The 14250-nt window shown below is 63.3% G+C and carries 11 protein-coding genes; 10 read left to right on the forward strand and 1 reads right to left on the reverse strand.

Annotated features, from left to right (window positions below):
* Window positions 1-114 precede the first annotated feature (114 nt).
* The 3 genes from fdhA to P0D71_RS22195 all read left to right on the forward strand — a co-directional run bounded on the left by fdhA (window position 115) and on the right by P0D71_RS22195 (window position 3861).
* Window positions 115-1314, forward strand: a complete 1200-nt coding sequence (gene fdhA / locus P0D71_RS22185) for a formaldehyde dehydrogenase, glutathione-independent (protein ID WP_095420742.1) — start codon at window positions 115-117, stop codon at window positions 1312-1314.
* A 253-nt stretch (window positions 1315-1567) separates the two neighbouring features.
* Window positions 1568-2449: a DUF5672 family protein gene (locus P0D71_RS22190; protein WP_408482116.1), complete on the forward strand. Its 882-nt coding sequence runs from the start codon at window positions 1568-1570 to the stop codon at window positions 2447-2449.
* Window positions 2446-3861 carry a hypothetical protein gene (locus tag P0D71_RS22195; RefSeq protein ID WP_408482117.1) on the forward strand — a complete coding sequence of 472 codons (1416 nt, stop codon included), beginning with the start codon at window positions 2446-2448 and terminating at the stop codon, window positions 3859-3861. Before P0D71_RS22190 ends, P0D71_RS22195 begins: the two co-directional genes overlap by 4 nt.
* 85 nt (window positions 3862-3946) lie before the next feature.
* Here the strand turns inward: P0D71_RS22195 and P0D71_RS22200 are convergent, their stop codons facing one another.
* Entirely contained in the window at window positions 3947-4942 is a 996-nt protein-coding gene (locus tag P0D71_RS22200; RefSeq protein ID WP_091801487.1) for a GlxA family transcriptional regulator, read from the reverse strand.
* A 443-nt stretch (window positions 4943-5385) separates the two neighbouring features.
* On the opposite strand from P0D71_RS22200, the gene P0D71_RS22205 reads away from it, so the two are divergent.
* From P0D71_RS22205 to P0D71_RS22235, 7 genes are all read left to right on the forward strand, one after another.
* Entirely contained in the window at window positions 5386-6660 is a 1275-nt protein-coding gene (locus P0D71_RS22205; RefSeq protein WP_408184969.1) for a serine hydroxymethyltransferase, read from the forward strand.
* 18 nt (window positions 6661-6678) lie between these two features.
* The gene (locus P0D71_RS22210) at window positions 6679-7650 is read left to right on the forward strand and encodes a dipeptidase (protein WP_091801481.1); all 972 of its coding nucleotides are present in this window, start codon (window positions 6679-6681) and stop codon (window positions 7648-7650) included.
* A gap of 49 nt (window positions 7651-7699) precedes the next feature.
* Window positions 7700-8236 (forward strand): DUF5943 domain-containing protein, encoded by a 537-nt coding sequence (locus tag P0D71_RS22215; RefSeq protein WP_408345504.1) that lies wholly within the window; start codon window positions 7700-7702, stop codon window positions 8234-8236.
* A gap of 85 nt (window positions 8237-8321) precedes the next feature.
* On the forward strand, window positions 8322-10385 hold the full coding sequence (locus P0D71_RS22220; protein ID WP_408482119.1) for an oxidoreductase: 2064 nt from the start codon (window positions 8322-8324) through the stop codon (window positions 10383-10385).
* A gap of 2 nt (window positions 10386-10387) precedes the next feature.
* Window positions 10388-12301, forward strand: a complete 1914-nt coding sequence (locus P0D71_RS22225) for a (Fe-S)-binding protein (RefSeq protein ID WP_408482121.1) — start codon at window positions 10388-10390, stop codon at window positions 12299-12301.
* A gap of 4 nt (window positions 12302-12305) precedes the next feature.
* A complete protein-coding gene (locus P0D71_RS22230; protein ID WP_408482122.1) occupies window positions 12306-13475 on the forward strand; it encodes an electron transfer flavoprotein subunit alpha/FixB family protein in 1170 nt (389 codons plus the stop codon).
* Entirely contained in the window at window positions 13472-14248 is a 777-nt protein-coding gene (locus P0D71_RS22235; protein WP_408482124.1) for an electron transfer flavoprotein subunit beta/FixA family protein, read from the forward strand. The genes P0D71_RS22230 and P0D71_RS22235 overlap by 4 nt, the downstream gene beginning before the upstream one ends.
* Window positions 14249-14250: the final 2 nt, after the last annotated feature.

The raw sequence follows: 14250 nt of genomic DNA on the forward strand, positions 1-14250 counted from the left end.
CGGCCAAACCCATGTCGCGTTCGGCACATGCGCTTCGTTCAGCGGGCGCTACGCTCGTTGAACGGCGTGCTGCACTGAACCGGGCACGCCGCTCACAAGACATGGAGACAGACAATGAGCAGCAATCGTGGCGTCGTGTATCTAGGGCAGGGCAAGGTGGAAGTGCAGTCGATCGACTATCCGAAGATGGTCGATCCGCGTGGCCGTTCGATCGGCCACGGCGTGATCCTGAAGGTAGTGAGCACCAATATTTGCGGCTCCGATCAGCATATGGTGCGCGGCCGCACGACCGCCGAGGTCGGCCTCGTGCTCGGCCACGAGATTACCGGCGAGGTGATCGAGATTGGCCGCGACGTGGAAACGCTGAAAATCGGCGATCTCGTTTCGGTGCCGTTCAACGTGGCCTGCGGACGCTGCCCGACCTGCAAGGCGCAACATACCGGTGTGTGCCTGAATGTGAATCCTTCGCGTGCGGGCGGTGCTTATGGTTATGTCGACATGGGCGGCTGGATCGGCGGCCAGGCCGAATACGTGATGGTGCCGTACGCCGACTTCAATCTGCTGAAATTCCCCGATCGCGCGCAGGCGCTGTCGAAAATCCGCGATCTCACGTGCCTCTCCGACATTCTGCCGACCGGCTATCACGGCGCGGTGATGGCCGGCGTGAAGCCCGGCGCGACCGTCTATATCGCGGGCGCGGGGCCGGTGGGGATGGCGGCGGCCGCTTCGGCGCGCTTGCTGGGCGCGGCCTGCACGATCGTCGGCGATATGAACGAGGAGCGTCTCGCGCATGCGCGCAAGATGGGTTTCCAGACCGTGGATCTGTCGAAGGACGCCACGCTGGGCGAGCAGATCGAACAGATTCTTGGCCGGCCCGAAGTGGATTGCGCGGTGGACTGCGTCGGCTTCGAAGCACACGGCCACGGCAGCAGCGGCTCGCATGAGGAAGCGCCGGCCACCGTGCTCAATTCGCTGATGGAAATCACGCGGGCTGCGGGCGCGATCGGCATTCCGGGCCTTTACGTGACCGACGACCCCGGCGCCGCCGATGCCGCCGCGCGCAAAGGCAGCCTGAGCATCCGTTTCGGTCTGGGCTGGGCCAAGTCGCACTCGTTCCATACCGGACAGACGCCCGTGATGAAGTACAACCAGAACCTGATGCAGGCGATCTTGTGGGACCGCTTGCCGATTGCGGATATCGTCAACGTGACGGTGGTGTCGCTCGACCAGGCGCCCGATGGTTATCGCCAATTCGATGGCGGTGCACCGAAGAAGTTCGTGATCGACCCGCATGGGTTGTTGAAGGCGGCGTAGGCGAGCCTTCGTCAGCGACATCGTGTCATCCTTCGGTTTGCGTGAACTTTGTATAGGATCACGCTATTCGCGACGAGGCGTGCTCGGTCGTCGGGCAACTGCGAGCAACGGTCGCAGTTGAAAGCTTTGGTACGAAGCGGCCCGATGACTGGCGCGAGTCGTAGCGTGAGGGTTGCGCCCATTCAGCTTTGCTGAGGGAAACCCTTTGCGCATTGCGCAGACCGATAAAGCACCGATTGGCCGAATAGTCCTGATGAGCAGTAACGCTTCCCCCCTGAATCTGCGCAATGTGACGCTCTGTGCGGCGGATTCGATCAATCCCGTATTCGCCGCGCGCGCGCTCGAGATATCAGCGGCCCGGTGCAACTTTGCCGACGCGATCCTCTTCACTCACGAGACCGTACCCACCTCTGTACGTACCGTGCTGATTCCGCGCCTGCAGTCCAAAGAAGACTATTCGGCTTTCATGGTCAAGCATCTGCTCGGCCATGTGACCACACCGTGGGTACTCGTCGTTCAATGGGACGGTTATGTGCTGGACCCCGCGGCGTGGAGTGATACGTTTTTCGACTACGACTACATCGGTGCGAAATGGCCGTTCCACCGCGATGGCATGAACGTGGGCAACGGCGGGTTCTCGCTGCGTTCGACAAAGCTGTTGCGGGCGCTGGCGGACGAACGGTTCGAATTCCTTCCCGGCGTCAATGAGGACGACCTGATCTGCCGCGTATATCGGCCCTTGCTCGAAAGCGGATACGGCATCCGGTTTGCGCCCGAGGAAGTCGCGATCCGCTTTGCTTATGAGCATGTGCTGCCGGACAGGCCGACCTTCGGTTTTCACGCCGTGTTCAACAAGTGGCGGCACGTCGGCGACGAGATGCTGATGGATATGGTGCGTAAGCTGGACATCGGGACTTACAGCTCCAACGAGGTCCTGATGCTATTGAAGATCTATTGCGATCAGCGCAAATTCGACTGCGTAAAGGTGATGTACGAGCGTTACCGGCGCCTATGGAGCACCCAGGAGTTCGTGCGGAACATGATGGTGATAGGGCTGACCGCGGAGGCCGCGCTGCAATACGTCGGCCTGTGCGAAAGCGTGGTGAAGAATGCTTGCGATGGATTGTGCGAGTGACGCCGACCAACGATCTGGAGCGGCAACTGCGAAACGCATGCGTGCGTCATGAGCACGAGCCTCACAACCTGGCGATTCTGCGCGAGATATGCGATGTGCTGATCACGCTAGAGCGCGAGGACGAACTCATTGACTGGGCTGACCGCGCACTGGCACTCGGTACTCAGGATCACCATTTTTTTGCCGTGCGCGCGTTCGCGCTCGATCTGCTGGGACGGCATGCCGAGGCGGTGGAGACTAGAACGCGTGCCCCGTCGATGGCGGATAATCCCGCGCTCGCCCAACTGCGTCTCGGCTACAGCCTGATGATGGCAGGCCATTTCGCTCACGCGATCCAGTTGCTGGATGAGGCGCGACAGCCGGTGGCAACGAGCACGCCCAATGTCCTGGCAACCGCGGAACAGCTTCTCGGCGAGGCGATGCTCAAAGCAGGCGACCCGCGTGGCTTTAAGCACTGGACCCGGCGCAACGATTCTGGCGATGCCGGCAGTTATCGTCCGGCCGGCATACCGGCGTGGGACGGCGAATCCGATCCGCGCGGCCGGCGGGTGCTCGTCGTGCACCAACTCGGTTTCGGCGACAACTTTCTGCTGGGCGCCTGCGTGGCGGACTGGCGCGCTGCCGGTGCGCAGGTGATGATTACCTGTGACCCGCAGATCCATGCGCTCATGCAGGCGTCCTTGCCCGACTGCGAAGTCGTCAGCGCGGCGCGTCCGTTGCAGACCCATGGCCCACTGCCCGACGCGGTGCGCGCGCGAGTGGAAGCATTCGCGCCGCACTTATACGCGACGCTATTGCATTTGCCGGTGTTGCGCGCCGCGCAGACGACATGTCCATACCGGTTTGAGGCGTATCTACGGGCTCCGCCGGCGAAGCGGCAGATTGCGGCAGCGTGGGCGCGACAGTTGCGCGCGCAACATCGCGGAAAGAAGCTCGTCGGGTTGTTCTGGGACTGTGGCCAGCGCCACCTGTCCAATGTCGGCAGCTCAATGCGGTGCTGGGCCGCGCGACGCAGCCTGCCGCTCGATGCGCTCAATCGGCTCGTGACGGATCCCGCGCTGACCGGGCGAATCTGTTTCGTGAATCTGCATCATCCGCTTGCCGAGGCGGCAGCAGGCATGCCGCCCGCCACGGTCGAGCGCTATCTGCCCGGCATCCACCTTTTCGATGACACCGCCGCATGCATCGGCGAACTGGACGCTGTGTTCGCGGTTGATTCGGCCGTGGCCAATCTCGCCGCGATGATGGGCAAACTGACTTGCGTGCCGGTCAACACGTCCGGCGACTGGCGTTGGGGCCATTCGGGAAGCACGTCCAACTGGATCGAAAGCGCGACGCTGTTGCGGCAAACGCGGGAGGGCGACTGGGATCCCGTCGTGCGGGATGCAGCGGCGTGGCTGGCCGCGCTATGACAATTGCGGCCTGCGTTCCGTCATCCGCTGAATGGACGGTGCGCTGATGTACTGAGTGCGCTCCGCTGATGGAAACGCCGCCGCCTCAAGCCGCCAGCACCGGCGCCACCGCCAGCGACGGCGCCTGCTTGCGTCGTTCTCGCGTCGGCGCCGTGCCGAACGCATCGCGGTAGCTTTTCGAAAAGTGGCAGGCCGACTGGAAGCCGCATGCCATCGTGATGTGCATGATCGACATGTCGGTTTGCAACAGCAACTCGCGCGCGCGCCGCAAACGCAGCGTCAGATAGTAATGCGTCGGCGTCATCCCCAGATGTTCGCGGAACAACCGCTGCAATTGCCGCTGCGACATACCGGCGAGCCGCGCGAGTTCTTCGCGTGAGAGCGGCTCTTCGATGTTGTTCTCCATCAGCGCGATCACTTCGAAAAGCGACTTGTTGGCCGAGCCGAGCCGCGCCACTAGCGGCATTTTCTGTTGCGCGCTGGTGTCGCGCACATGTTCGACAATGAACTGCTCGGCGATCTGCGTGACGCGCGCAGTGCCGACGCGCGGCGCGATCAGGTTCAGCATCATATCGAGCGGCGCGACGCCGCCAGTGCATGTGACGCGATCGCGATCGATCACGAACAGTTCTTTCAGAAAGCGCGTGTCGGGAAACTCTTCCTTGAGCGCCGACATGTTCTCCCAGTGAATCGCGCACGCATACCCGGCCAGCAGACCGGCGCGCGCCAACGCATACGTGCCGGTGCACAGGCTGCCGAGCACGCTGCCCATACGGGCAAAGCGGCGCAGCGCGGAAAGATGGGCGGGCGTGGTCGCATGCTGCACGTCGATGCCGCCGACCACGAACACGATATCGGGCTGACCGACGCATTCCACCGGTCCCGTATCGACCGACAAGCCGTTGCTCGCCATGACCGGACCGCCTTCCGGACTCACGATCGACCAGCGGTAAAGCGTTTGGCCGGTCAGATAGTTCGCCATGCGCAGGACTTCGATCGCGTTAGTGAACGCAATCATGGTGAAGTTGGGAACCGGCATGAATGCGAAATGCGACAACGATGCCGTGCGATCGGTGGACATGGGAGGAATGATTCCTTCGAATCTGTAATGTCGCGTCGCCGTGGGGAGCAGCGACTTCTGTAATTCTGAGGACTAGGGCAACTACCGTGCCATCAGGCTAAACCCCTGGTTACTCATCATTCCAGTCGGATAGCTAACCAAACGGCACCAGAACGGCGCTGGCAGGGTTCATTGGCGCACCCGAATTGCGCACGAAGGTCAGGTGCAGTGCAGCATGATCCGCCGCAAAGCACGCTCGTGCGGCAATCGGTAGAACGCGGGCAAGGGCAGACTTGTGAAAAAAGGACGCTTATGGCGGAAAAGGCAAAGAACGCGTCTGAATTCATAAATTGACGCGCGGGGCGAGCGTCAAGAATAGACGCAATGCACACCGGTAGCAGCAGGGGCGAAGCGAGTCCCAGGCGCGGCTTCCGGCCTTCCGTCAACGACTCCACGGACCTTCCATGTCGAACCCGAATCCTTTCTTCGAAGAATCGCTGGCCACGCGCGATCCGGCGGTGCGCGGCGCTATTTTGAAAGAGCTCGAGCGCCAGCAGTCGCAAGTCGAACTGATCGCGTCGGAAAACATCGTGTCGCGCGCGGTGCTCGAAGCACAGGGCTCGGTGCTGACCAACAAATATGCGGAAGGCTATCCGGGCAAGCGTTACTACGGGGGTTGCGAATACGCCGACGTGATCGAAACGCTCGCGCTCGATCGCATCAAGCAACTGTTCAACGCGAAGTTCGCCAACGTGCAGCCGCATTCCGGCGCGCAGGCCAACGGCGCGGTGATGCTCGCGCTGGTGAAGCCGGGCGACACGGTGCTTGGCATGTCGCTCGACGCGGGCGGCCACCTCACGCACGGCGCCAAGCCGGCCATGTCGGGCAAATGGTTCAACGCGGTGCAGTACGGTGTCAATCGCGACACGATGCTGATCGATTACGAGCAGATCGAGGAACTCGCGCAGCAGCACAAACCTGCGTTGCTGATCGCCGGCTTCTCGGCTTATCCGCGGGCGCTGGACTTTGCACGGCTGCGCGCGATCGCCGACGGCGTGGGCGCCAAATTGATGGTGGATATGGCGCATATCGCCGGCGTGATCGCGGCGGGGCGTCATCAGAATCCGGTCGAGCATGCGCATGTGGTCACCTCGACCACGCACAAGACACTGCGCGGCCCGCGCGGCGGCTTTGTGCTGACGAATGACGAAGACATTGCCAAGAAAATCAACTCGGCCGTGTTCCCGGGCTTGCAGGGCGGCCCGCTGATGCACGTGATCGCCGGCAAGGCGGTTGCATTTGGCGAAGCACTGCAACCCGGCTTCAAGACCTATATCGACAGCGTGCTCGCCAACGCGCAGACGCTCGGCGAGGTGCTGAAGGCCGGCGGCGTGGATCTGGTGACGGGCGGCACCGACAACCATCTGTTGCTGGTCGATCTGCGGCCGAAGGGCCTCAAGGGCAATCAGGTCGAGCAGGCGCTGGAGCGCGCGGGCATTACCTGCAACAAGAACGGCATTCCCTTCGATACCGAGAAGCCCACGATCACCTCCGGCATTCGCCTCGGCACGCCCGCGGGCACCACGCGCGGCTTCGGCGTGAGCGAATTCCGCGAAGTCGGGCGTCTGATCGTCGAGGTGCTCGATGCGCTGCGCGATCACCCGGAAGGCCATGCCGCAACTGAACAACGCGTACGCCGCGAGATTTTCGCGCTGTGCGAACGCTTTCCCATCTACTAAGCACGCCTGGAGCAAACGATGAGCACTTTGCACGAAAACAGCATCATCATCGACGGTTTGAACATTTCGAAGTTCGAGCGCTCCGTGTTCGAGGATATGCGCAAGGGCGGCGTGACCGCGGTGAACTGCACGGTCTCGGTCTGGGAAAGCTTCCAGAAGACCGTCGATAACATTGCCGAGATGAAGCAGCAGATCCGCGAATACGGCGAGATCCTGACGCTCGTGCGCACGACCGACGACATCTTGCGCGCGAAGAAAGAGAACAAGACGGGCATCATTTTCGGCTTCCAGAACGCGCATGCTTTCGAGGACAACCTCGGCTATATCGAGGCGTTCAAGGACCTCGGCGTGAACGTGGTGCAGCTGTGCTACAACACGCAGAACCTGGTGGGCACCGGTTGCTATGAGCGCGATGGCGGTCTGTCGGGCTATGGCCGCGAGGTGATCCAGGAGATGAACCGCGTCGGCATCATGGTCGATCTCTCGCACGTGGGCGGCAAGACTTCTTCCGAAGCGATCGCGGCTTCGAACAAGCCCGTGTGCTATTCGCATTGCTGCCCGTCGGGCCTGAAAGAACATCCGCGCAACAAGAGCGACGAGCAACTGAAAGAGATCGCGGACGCGGGCGGTTTCGTCGGCGTGACGATGTTCGCGCCGTTCCTCAAGCGCGGTCCGGACGCGACCGTTGAAGACTATATCGAAGCGATCGAGTACGTGGTGAACCTGATCGGCGAAGACCAGGTCGGCATCGGCACGGACTTCACGCAAGGCTACAGCACGGAATTCTTCGACTGGATCACGCACGACAAAGGCCGCTATCGCCAGTTGACGAACTTCGGCAAGGTCGTGAATCCGGAAGGCATTCGCACGATCGGCGAGTTTCCGAACCTGACGGCCGCGATGGAACGCGCCGGCTGGAGCGAAACGCGCATCAAGAAGATCATGGGCGAAAACTGGGTACGGGTGTTCGGCGAAGTCTGGAAGGTTTGACCGCTGCCTGAATCGACACCTATCCCACAGATAAAAACGGAGCCTCCACATGCAACCCCAACTGCCTATCGACGTCGATGCGAATACCGGCGTCTGGACCACCGACGCGCTGCCGATGCTGTACGTACCGCGTCACTTCTTCACGAACAACCACACCGCTGTGGAAGAGGCCCTCGGACTCGATACGTATGCCGAGATTCTCTACAAGGCCGGCTACAAGTCCGCGTATTTCTGGTGCGACAAGGAAGCGAAGCAGCACGGCATTGCGGGCATGGCGGTGTTCGAGCATTACCTGAAGCGTTTGTCGCAACGCGGCTGGGGCATCTTCACGATCACCGAAGCCGATCCGTCGAGCTCGCGTGCGCGCATCGAGTTGCATCACTCGTCGTTCGTGCTGGCGCAGCCGGGCAAGGTGGGCAAGCTTTGCTACATGTTCGCCGGCTGGTTCGCGGGGGCGATGGACTGGGTCAACGATACCGCGCCGGACGCCTCGCGCAAGGGCCCGCCATCGCATTCCAGAGAAGCGCAATGCGCCGCTGAAGGCCACGAACACTGTGTGTTCGAAGTGTCGCCGCTCGCATCGTAAGCGCAACCGTAAGCACACACATAAACGGCTTCCACCACGGCGCACGACACAGCGCAACAAGCATTTCATTCCGAGGTCGATCGCGATGCGTTACCCGAACCTTTTCAAGCCTCTCACGCTGAACAAGCTGACTTTGCGCAACCGTATCGTCAGCACCGCGCACGCGGAGGTCTATGCGGAACCGGGCGGCCTGCCTGGCGACCGTTATATCCGTTACTACGAGGAGAAGGCCAAGGGCGGCGTCGGCCTTGCTGTGTGCGGCGGTTCGAGCCCGGTGTCGATCGACAGCCCGCAAGGCTGGTGGAAGTCGGTGAATCTGTCGACCGACAAGGTCATCGACCCGCTTGCGCGGCTCGCCGAAGCGATGCACACGCATGGCGCGAAGATCATGATCCAGGCCACGCATATGGGACGCCGCTCGGCGTTTCATGGCGAGCATTGGCCGCATCTGATGTCGCCGTCCGGCGTGCGGGAGCCGGTGCACCGCGGCAATGCGAAGATCATCGAGGTCGAGGAAATTCGCCGCATCATCAGCGATTTCGCGGCCGCGGCGAAGCGCGTGAAAGATGCGGGCATGGACGGCGTCGAAATCTCGGCCGCGCACCAGCATCTGATCGACCAGTTCTGGAGCCCGCGCACCAACTTCCGTACCGACGAATGGGGCGGTTCGCTGGAAAACCGCCTGCGTTTCGGCACTGAAGTATTGAAGGCCGTGCGTGAAGCGGTAGGCGCGGACTTCTGCGTCGGCTTGCGCATGTGCGGCGACGAGTTCCATGAAGACGGGCTCGATCACGAGCAACTGAAAGAGATCGCTCAGGCCATGAGCGAAACCGGCCTGATCGACTACCTCGGCGTGATCGGTTCGGGTGCGGACACGCACAACACGCTTGCCAACTGCATGCCGCCCATGGCGCTGCCGCCCGAGCCGTTCGTGCATCTCGCGGCCGGTATCAAATCGGTGGTCAAGCTGCCCGTCATGCACGCGCAAAGCATTCGCGACGCGGGCCAGGCCGAGCGCCTGCTCGCCAGCGGCATGGTCGATCTGGTCGGCATGACGCGCGCGCAGATTGCCGATCCGCATATGGTCATCAAGATCCGCGATGGCCGCGAGGACGAAATCAAGCAGTGCGTCGGCGCGAATTATTGCATCGACCGTCAATACAACGGGCTCGATGTGCTGTGCGTGCAGAACGCCGCGACTTCGCGCGAAGAAACGATGCCGCACGTGATCGCCAAAACGCGTGGGCCGAAGCGCAAGGTGGTCGTGGTCGGCGCGGGTCCGGCGGGACTCGAAGCGGCGCGCGTGGCGAAGTCGCGCGGTCACGACGTGGTGCTGTTCGAGAAGAACGACTACGTGGGCGGCCAGATCATGCTGGCCGCGAAAGCGCCGCAGCGCGAACAGATGGCGGGCATCGTGCGCTGGTTCGACATGGAGACCAAGCGCCTCGGCGTGGACCGGCGTCTCGGTGTTGCCGCCAGTGAGCAAACCATCATGGCCGAGAAGCCGGACATCGTCGTGCTCGCCACGGGCGGTTCGTCGTTCACGTCGCAAGTCGCGGCGTGGGGCGTCGACGAAGGTCTCGCCGTCAGTTCGTGGGACGTGCTGTCGGGCAAGGTGGAGCCGGGCAAGAACGTGCTGGTGTACGACGGCGTCAGCACGCATGCCGGCGCGGGCGTGGCCGATTTCATGTCGAGCCGCGGCTCGAACGTCGAGATCGTGACGCCGGACGTGAAAGTGGCCGACGACGTGGGCGGCACCACGTTCCCGATTTTCTACCGGCGTCTGTACGCCCAAGGTGTGATCCATACGCCGAACTACTGGCTCGATAAGGTCTACGAGGAAGACGGCAAGAAGATCGCCGTGATCCGCAACGAGTACACCGAGGAGCAGGAAGAGCGCGCGGTCGATCAGGTGGTGATCGAAAACGGCAGCACGCCGAACGACGAGTTGTACTGGAAGCTCAAGCCGGAATCGGTCAATCGCGGCCAGGTCGACGTGCATAAGCTGTTCGCCTCCGAGCCGCAACCGTCTTTGAGCGAAGAACTCGGCAATGGCCGCTTCCTGCTGTTCCGCGTCGGCGACTGCATTTCCATGCACAACATTCACGGCGCGATCTACGACGCGCTGCGCCTTTGCAAGGATTTCTGACGATGAGCCCCGTGTTTGTCATCACCGTCCTGTTGTGGTTGTCGGTGGCTGGTCTGGCGTTCGCGCTCGTCAAGCGCGCCGCGTATTGGCGCGAAGGCCGCGCCACGGCGGCGGGCGCTTACGGCTGGACCAATCTGCTGGCGATTCCCAAGCGCTATTTCGTGGACCTGCATCATGTGGTGGCGCGCGATCCGTACATCGCCAAAACGCACGTGGCGACCGCGGGCGGCGCGATCCTCGCGATGGCGCTGGTGTTCGTCAACTACGGGCTGGCTATTTACTCGCCGTGGCTCGACAAGCTGATCTTTCTGGCCGCGCTCGTCATGCTGGTCGGCGCGGTATTCGTCTGGCGCCGCCGCCACGGCGCGAAAGCGGTGCCGGCGCGGCTCTCGCGCGGGCCATGGGATCATCTGCCGCTGCTGCTCGGCTCGTTCGCGCTCGGTCTCGTACTTTTCATCGCGCTGCCGGCTTCCGCGATGTCCGGTGCGCTCGCCGTCATCGTCGCGCTGCTGATCGCGGTGGGCGCGTTTGCGATGACGTTCGGCGCGGCGCGCGGCGGCCCGATGAAGCATGCGCTCGCCGGGTTGCTGCATCTCGCGTTTCATCCGCGTCAGGAGCGTTTTGCCGAGCGCAATGACACGGACATGGTGCCGCCTACCGCATTGAAAGCACCGCTGCTCGACGCGAAGGAATACGGCGTCGGCAAACCGGTTGAGTTTCGCTGGAACCAGTTGCTCAGTTTCGACGCGTGCGTGCAGTGCGGCAAGTGCGAAGCGGCCTGTCCCGCGTTCGCCGCGGGTCAGCCGCTCAATCCGAAGAAGCTGATTCAAGACCTCGTCACGGGCATGGTGGGCGGCACGGACGCCGAATACGCGGGCAGTCCCACGCCGGGCATTCCGGTCGGCAAGCACGCCGGTGCGCCGGGCAAGCCGCTGATTTCCAGCCTGATCGAAGCGGACACGCTGTGGTCCTGCACGACCTGCCGCGCTTGCGTGCAGGAGTGCCCGATGCTGATCGAGCATGTGGACGCGATCGTGGATATGCGCCGCAATCAGACGCTGGTTGAAGGCAGCGTGCCGGGCAAGGGGCCGATCACGCTCGCGAATCTGCGCGAGACGGGCAGTTCGAACGGCTACGACATCGGCGCGCGTTACGACTGGGCCGTCGATCTGCAAGTGCAGGTCGCGCAACCGGGCCGTCCGGTGGACGTGTTGCTGATCGCCGGCGAAGGCGCGTTCGACATGCGCTATCAGCGCACGCTGCGCGCTTTGGTCAAGGTGCTCAATCGCGCGGGCATCGACTATGCGGTGCTCGGCGGCGTGGAAACCGATACGGGCGACACTGCCCGCCGTCTCGGCGACGAAGCGACTTTCCAGCAGCTCGCGCACAAGCTGATCGGCACGCTCTCGCAGTACTCGTTCCGCAAGATCGTCACCGCGGACCCGCACGTGCTGCACAGCCTGCGCAACGAGTATCGCGCGCTGGGCGGTTTCTACGAGGTGCAGCATCACACGGCGCTGATCGAGCAACTGGTCGCGAGCGGGAAGCTTACGCCGCGTGCGGTGGCCGCGTTTGCGGATCGCAAGATCACGTATCACGACCCGTGCTATCTGGGCCGCTATAACGGTGAAACGGAGGCGCCGCGCCGCTTGCTGAAGACCATCGGAATCAAGGTCGTGGAGATGGAGCGCAATGGCATGCGCGGACGCTGCTGCGGCGGTGGCGGCGGGGCGCCCCTCACCGATATTCCGGGCAAGCGGCGCATTCCCGACATTCGTATCGACGACGCGAAAACCGTCGGCGCGGAGATCGTCGCGGTCGGCTGCCCGAATTGCACGGCGATGCTCGAAGGCGTTGTGGGGCCGCGTCCGGAAGTGCTGGACGTCGCCGAACTGGTTGCAGCGGCGCTGGAGTAACGCGATGAACTCTCTCAAACGAATCGACCCGCGCCGTCCGTTCACGATCACGGCAGACGGACTTAGGCGTATCACCCTCGGTGTGACGGGTGTGGCGGGCTCACTGGAATTCACGGCGCACGGCGCCTCGCATCGCGAACAGGCCAAACCGCGCCGCACCACGGCGGCGCCGCAGCGTGTGATGCTGGTGGCCGCCCACGCGGACCGTGGCGCGCTGGACGATCATGCGCGCCAGGTATTGGCCGGCGCCGCCCTGATTGCGGACGCAACGACCGAGGTGGTGTTGCTGGTCTTCGGCGAGTTCAGCGGCGACGCCGCAGCGCTCGGCGCCGACAAGCTGATCGAATTGCCGATGTTCGACCGCCGCACCTTCGCGCCGCTGGACGAATTGAATGCGCTGGCCGCGTGCGTCGCGGCTTACGCACCGGTGCATGTTTTTCTGCCCGATAACGCAACCGGCGACGGCGACCTTGGCCGCCGTTATGCAGCCGCGGCGAATGCGAGCGTGGCCACGCATGTCGTCGAAATCGACGCCGAGCATGTGGCGGCCTATGTTCAGGCGAATACAGCGTATGCCGCGCGCACGTTGCCCGAGGTAGTGCTGCTCGCGGCCAACGCGGTCGATCCGAAGCTGCCGTTCGTTGGTGCGGGCGAGCGGGTCATGTGGCGCTTCGACGGCGACGCCGCAGCAGCGCAAGGCGCGGTGCGCGATCTCGGCATCGAGGAAATCGACGCCGCCCAACTGGCGCTCGAAGAAGCGGATTTCATCGTTTCGGCGGGCAACGGCGTGCGCGACGTGCCGGCGTTCGAGCGTCTGGCGGCCACGCTGGGCGCGGCCATCGGCGCGAGCCGTGTGGCCGTGGACGACGGCAAGTTCACCCGCGACAAACAGATCGGCGCGACCGGCAAGACCGTCGAGGCGAGTGTGTATATCGCCTTCGGTATTTCCGGCGCGGTCCAGCATCTGCAAGGGATCAAGGACTGCCGGCATGTGATCGCGGTGAATCTCGACGCGAGTGCGCCGATCGCCAAGCGCGCGAACCTGACAGTGATCGCGGACGCGCAGGAAACCATCGCGGCGCTCAACGAAGCAGCGGCCGCGGCGCGCACTGCGCGCGGAACCGGTGCGGCGCTGCTGAATTCAACGGCTGTCACCGAAGGAGCGCTCGCATGAAGATTGCCGTCCTCGTTTCCGTGGGCCGTCATCCGGTGAGCGGCACGGCGCGCTACAGCCGCAACGATGCCGCCGCGCTGACCATGGCGCTCTCGCTCGCCAGAACACACAACGCGACGCTCGACGTGCTACATGCGGGCGATCCGTCGAACCCTGCGTTGAAGGAGTATCTGGCACTCGGCGCACGTTCGGTCGAAGTGCTTGAAATGCCCACGACGCCTGAAATCCAGGCGGACGCAGCCGCTCCGCTAGCCGCGCGGCTGCGTGGCTACGACCTCGTTCTGACCGGCACGCGCGCGGAAGGCGCGTTCGACAGCGGCATGCTGCCGTATCGCGTCGCCAATGCGCTGGAGATCGCGCTGGTCGGCGCGGCTGTCGACGTGACGTTGCGCGACGGTTGTGCGGAAGTGCGCCAGTTCATGCCGAAGGGGTTGCGCCGCCGCGTGGAGGTGCAGTTGCCCGCGCTGATCGCCGTGCACCCGCTGGCCAACGCCGCTCCCACGTACGCCTACGCACGGTTGCGCGAAGGCACGATCCGCCCGGTCGCCGCGCAAGCCGCCGGCAGCGCCGACGAGCTTGCCTGGACTATCCGCCCGGCAGCCGCCAAACCGGTGCGGCTTGCCGCCGCCGAAAAGCGTTCCGGCCACGCCCGCATGCTGTCTGCCACGACGACCGAGAGCCGAGGCGGCAGCGTCGTAATTGAAGGGAGTTCCGTCGAAAAAGCACAAGTCATTCTCGCGTATTTGCGCGAGCATCAACTCGTGGATTACTGATT

Origin of the sequence: Paraburkholderia sp. RL17-383-BIF-A (assembly GCF_046028015.1) — a bacterium.
Classification (GTDB): Bacteria; Pseudomonadota; Gammaproteobacteria; order Burkholderiales; family Burkholderiaceae; genus Paraburkholderia.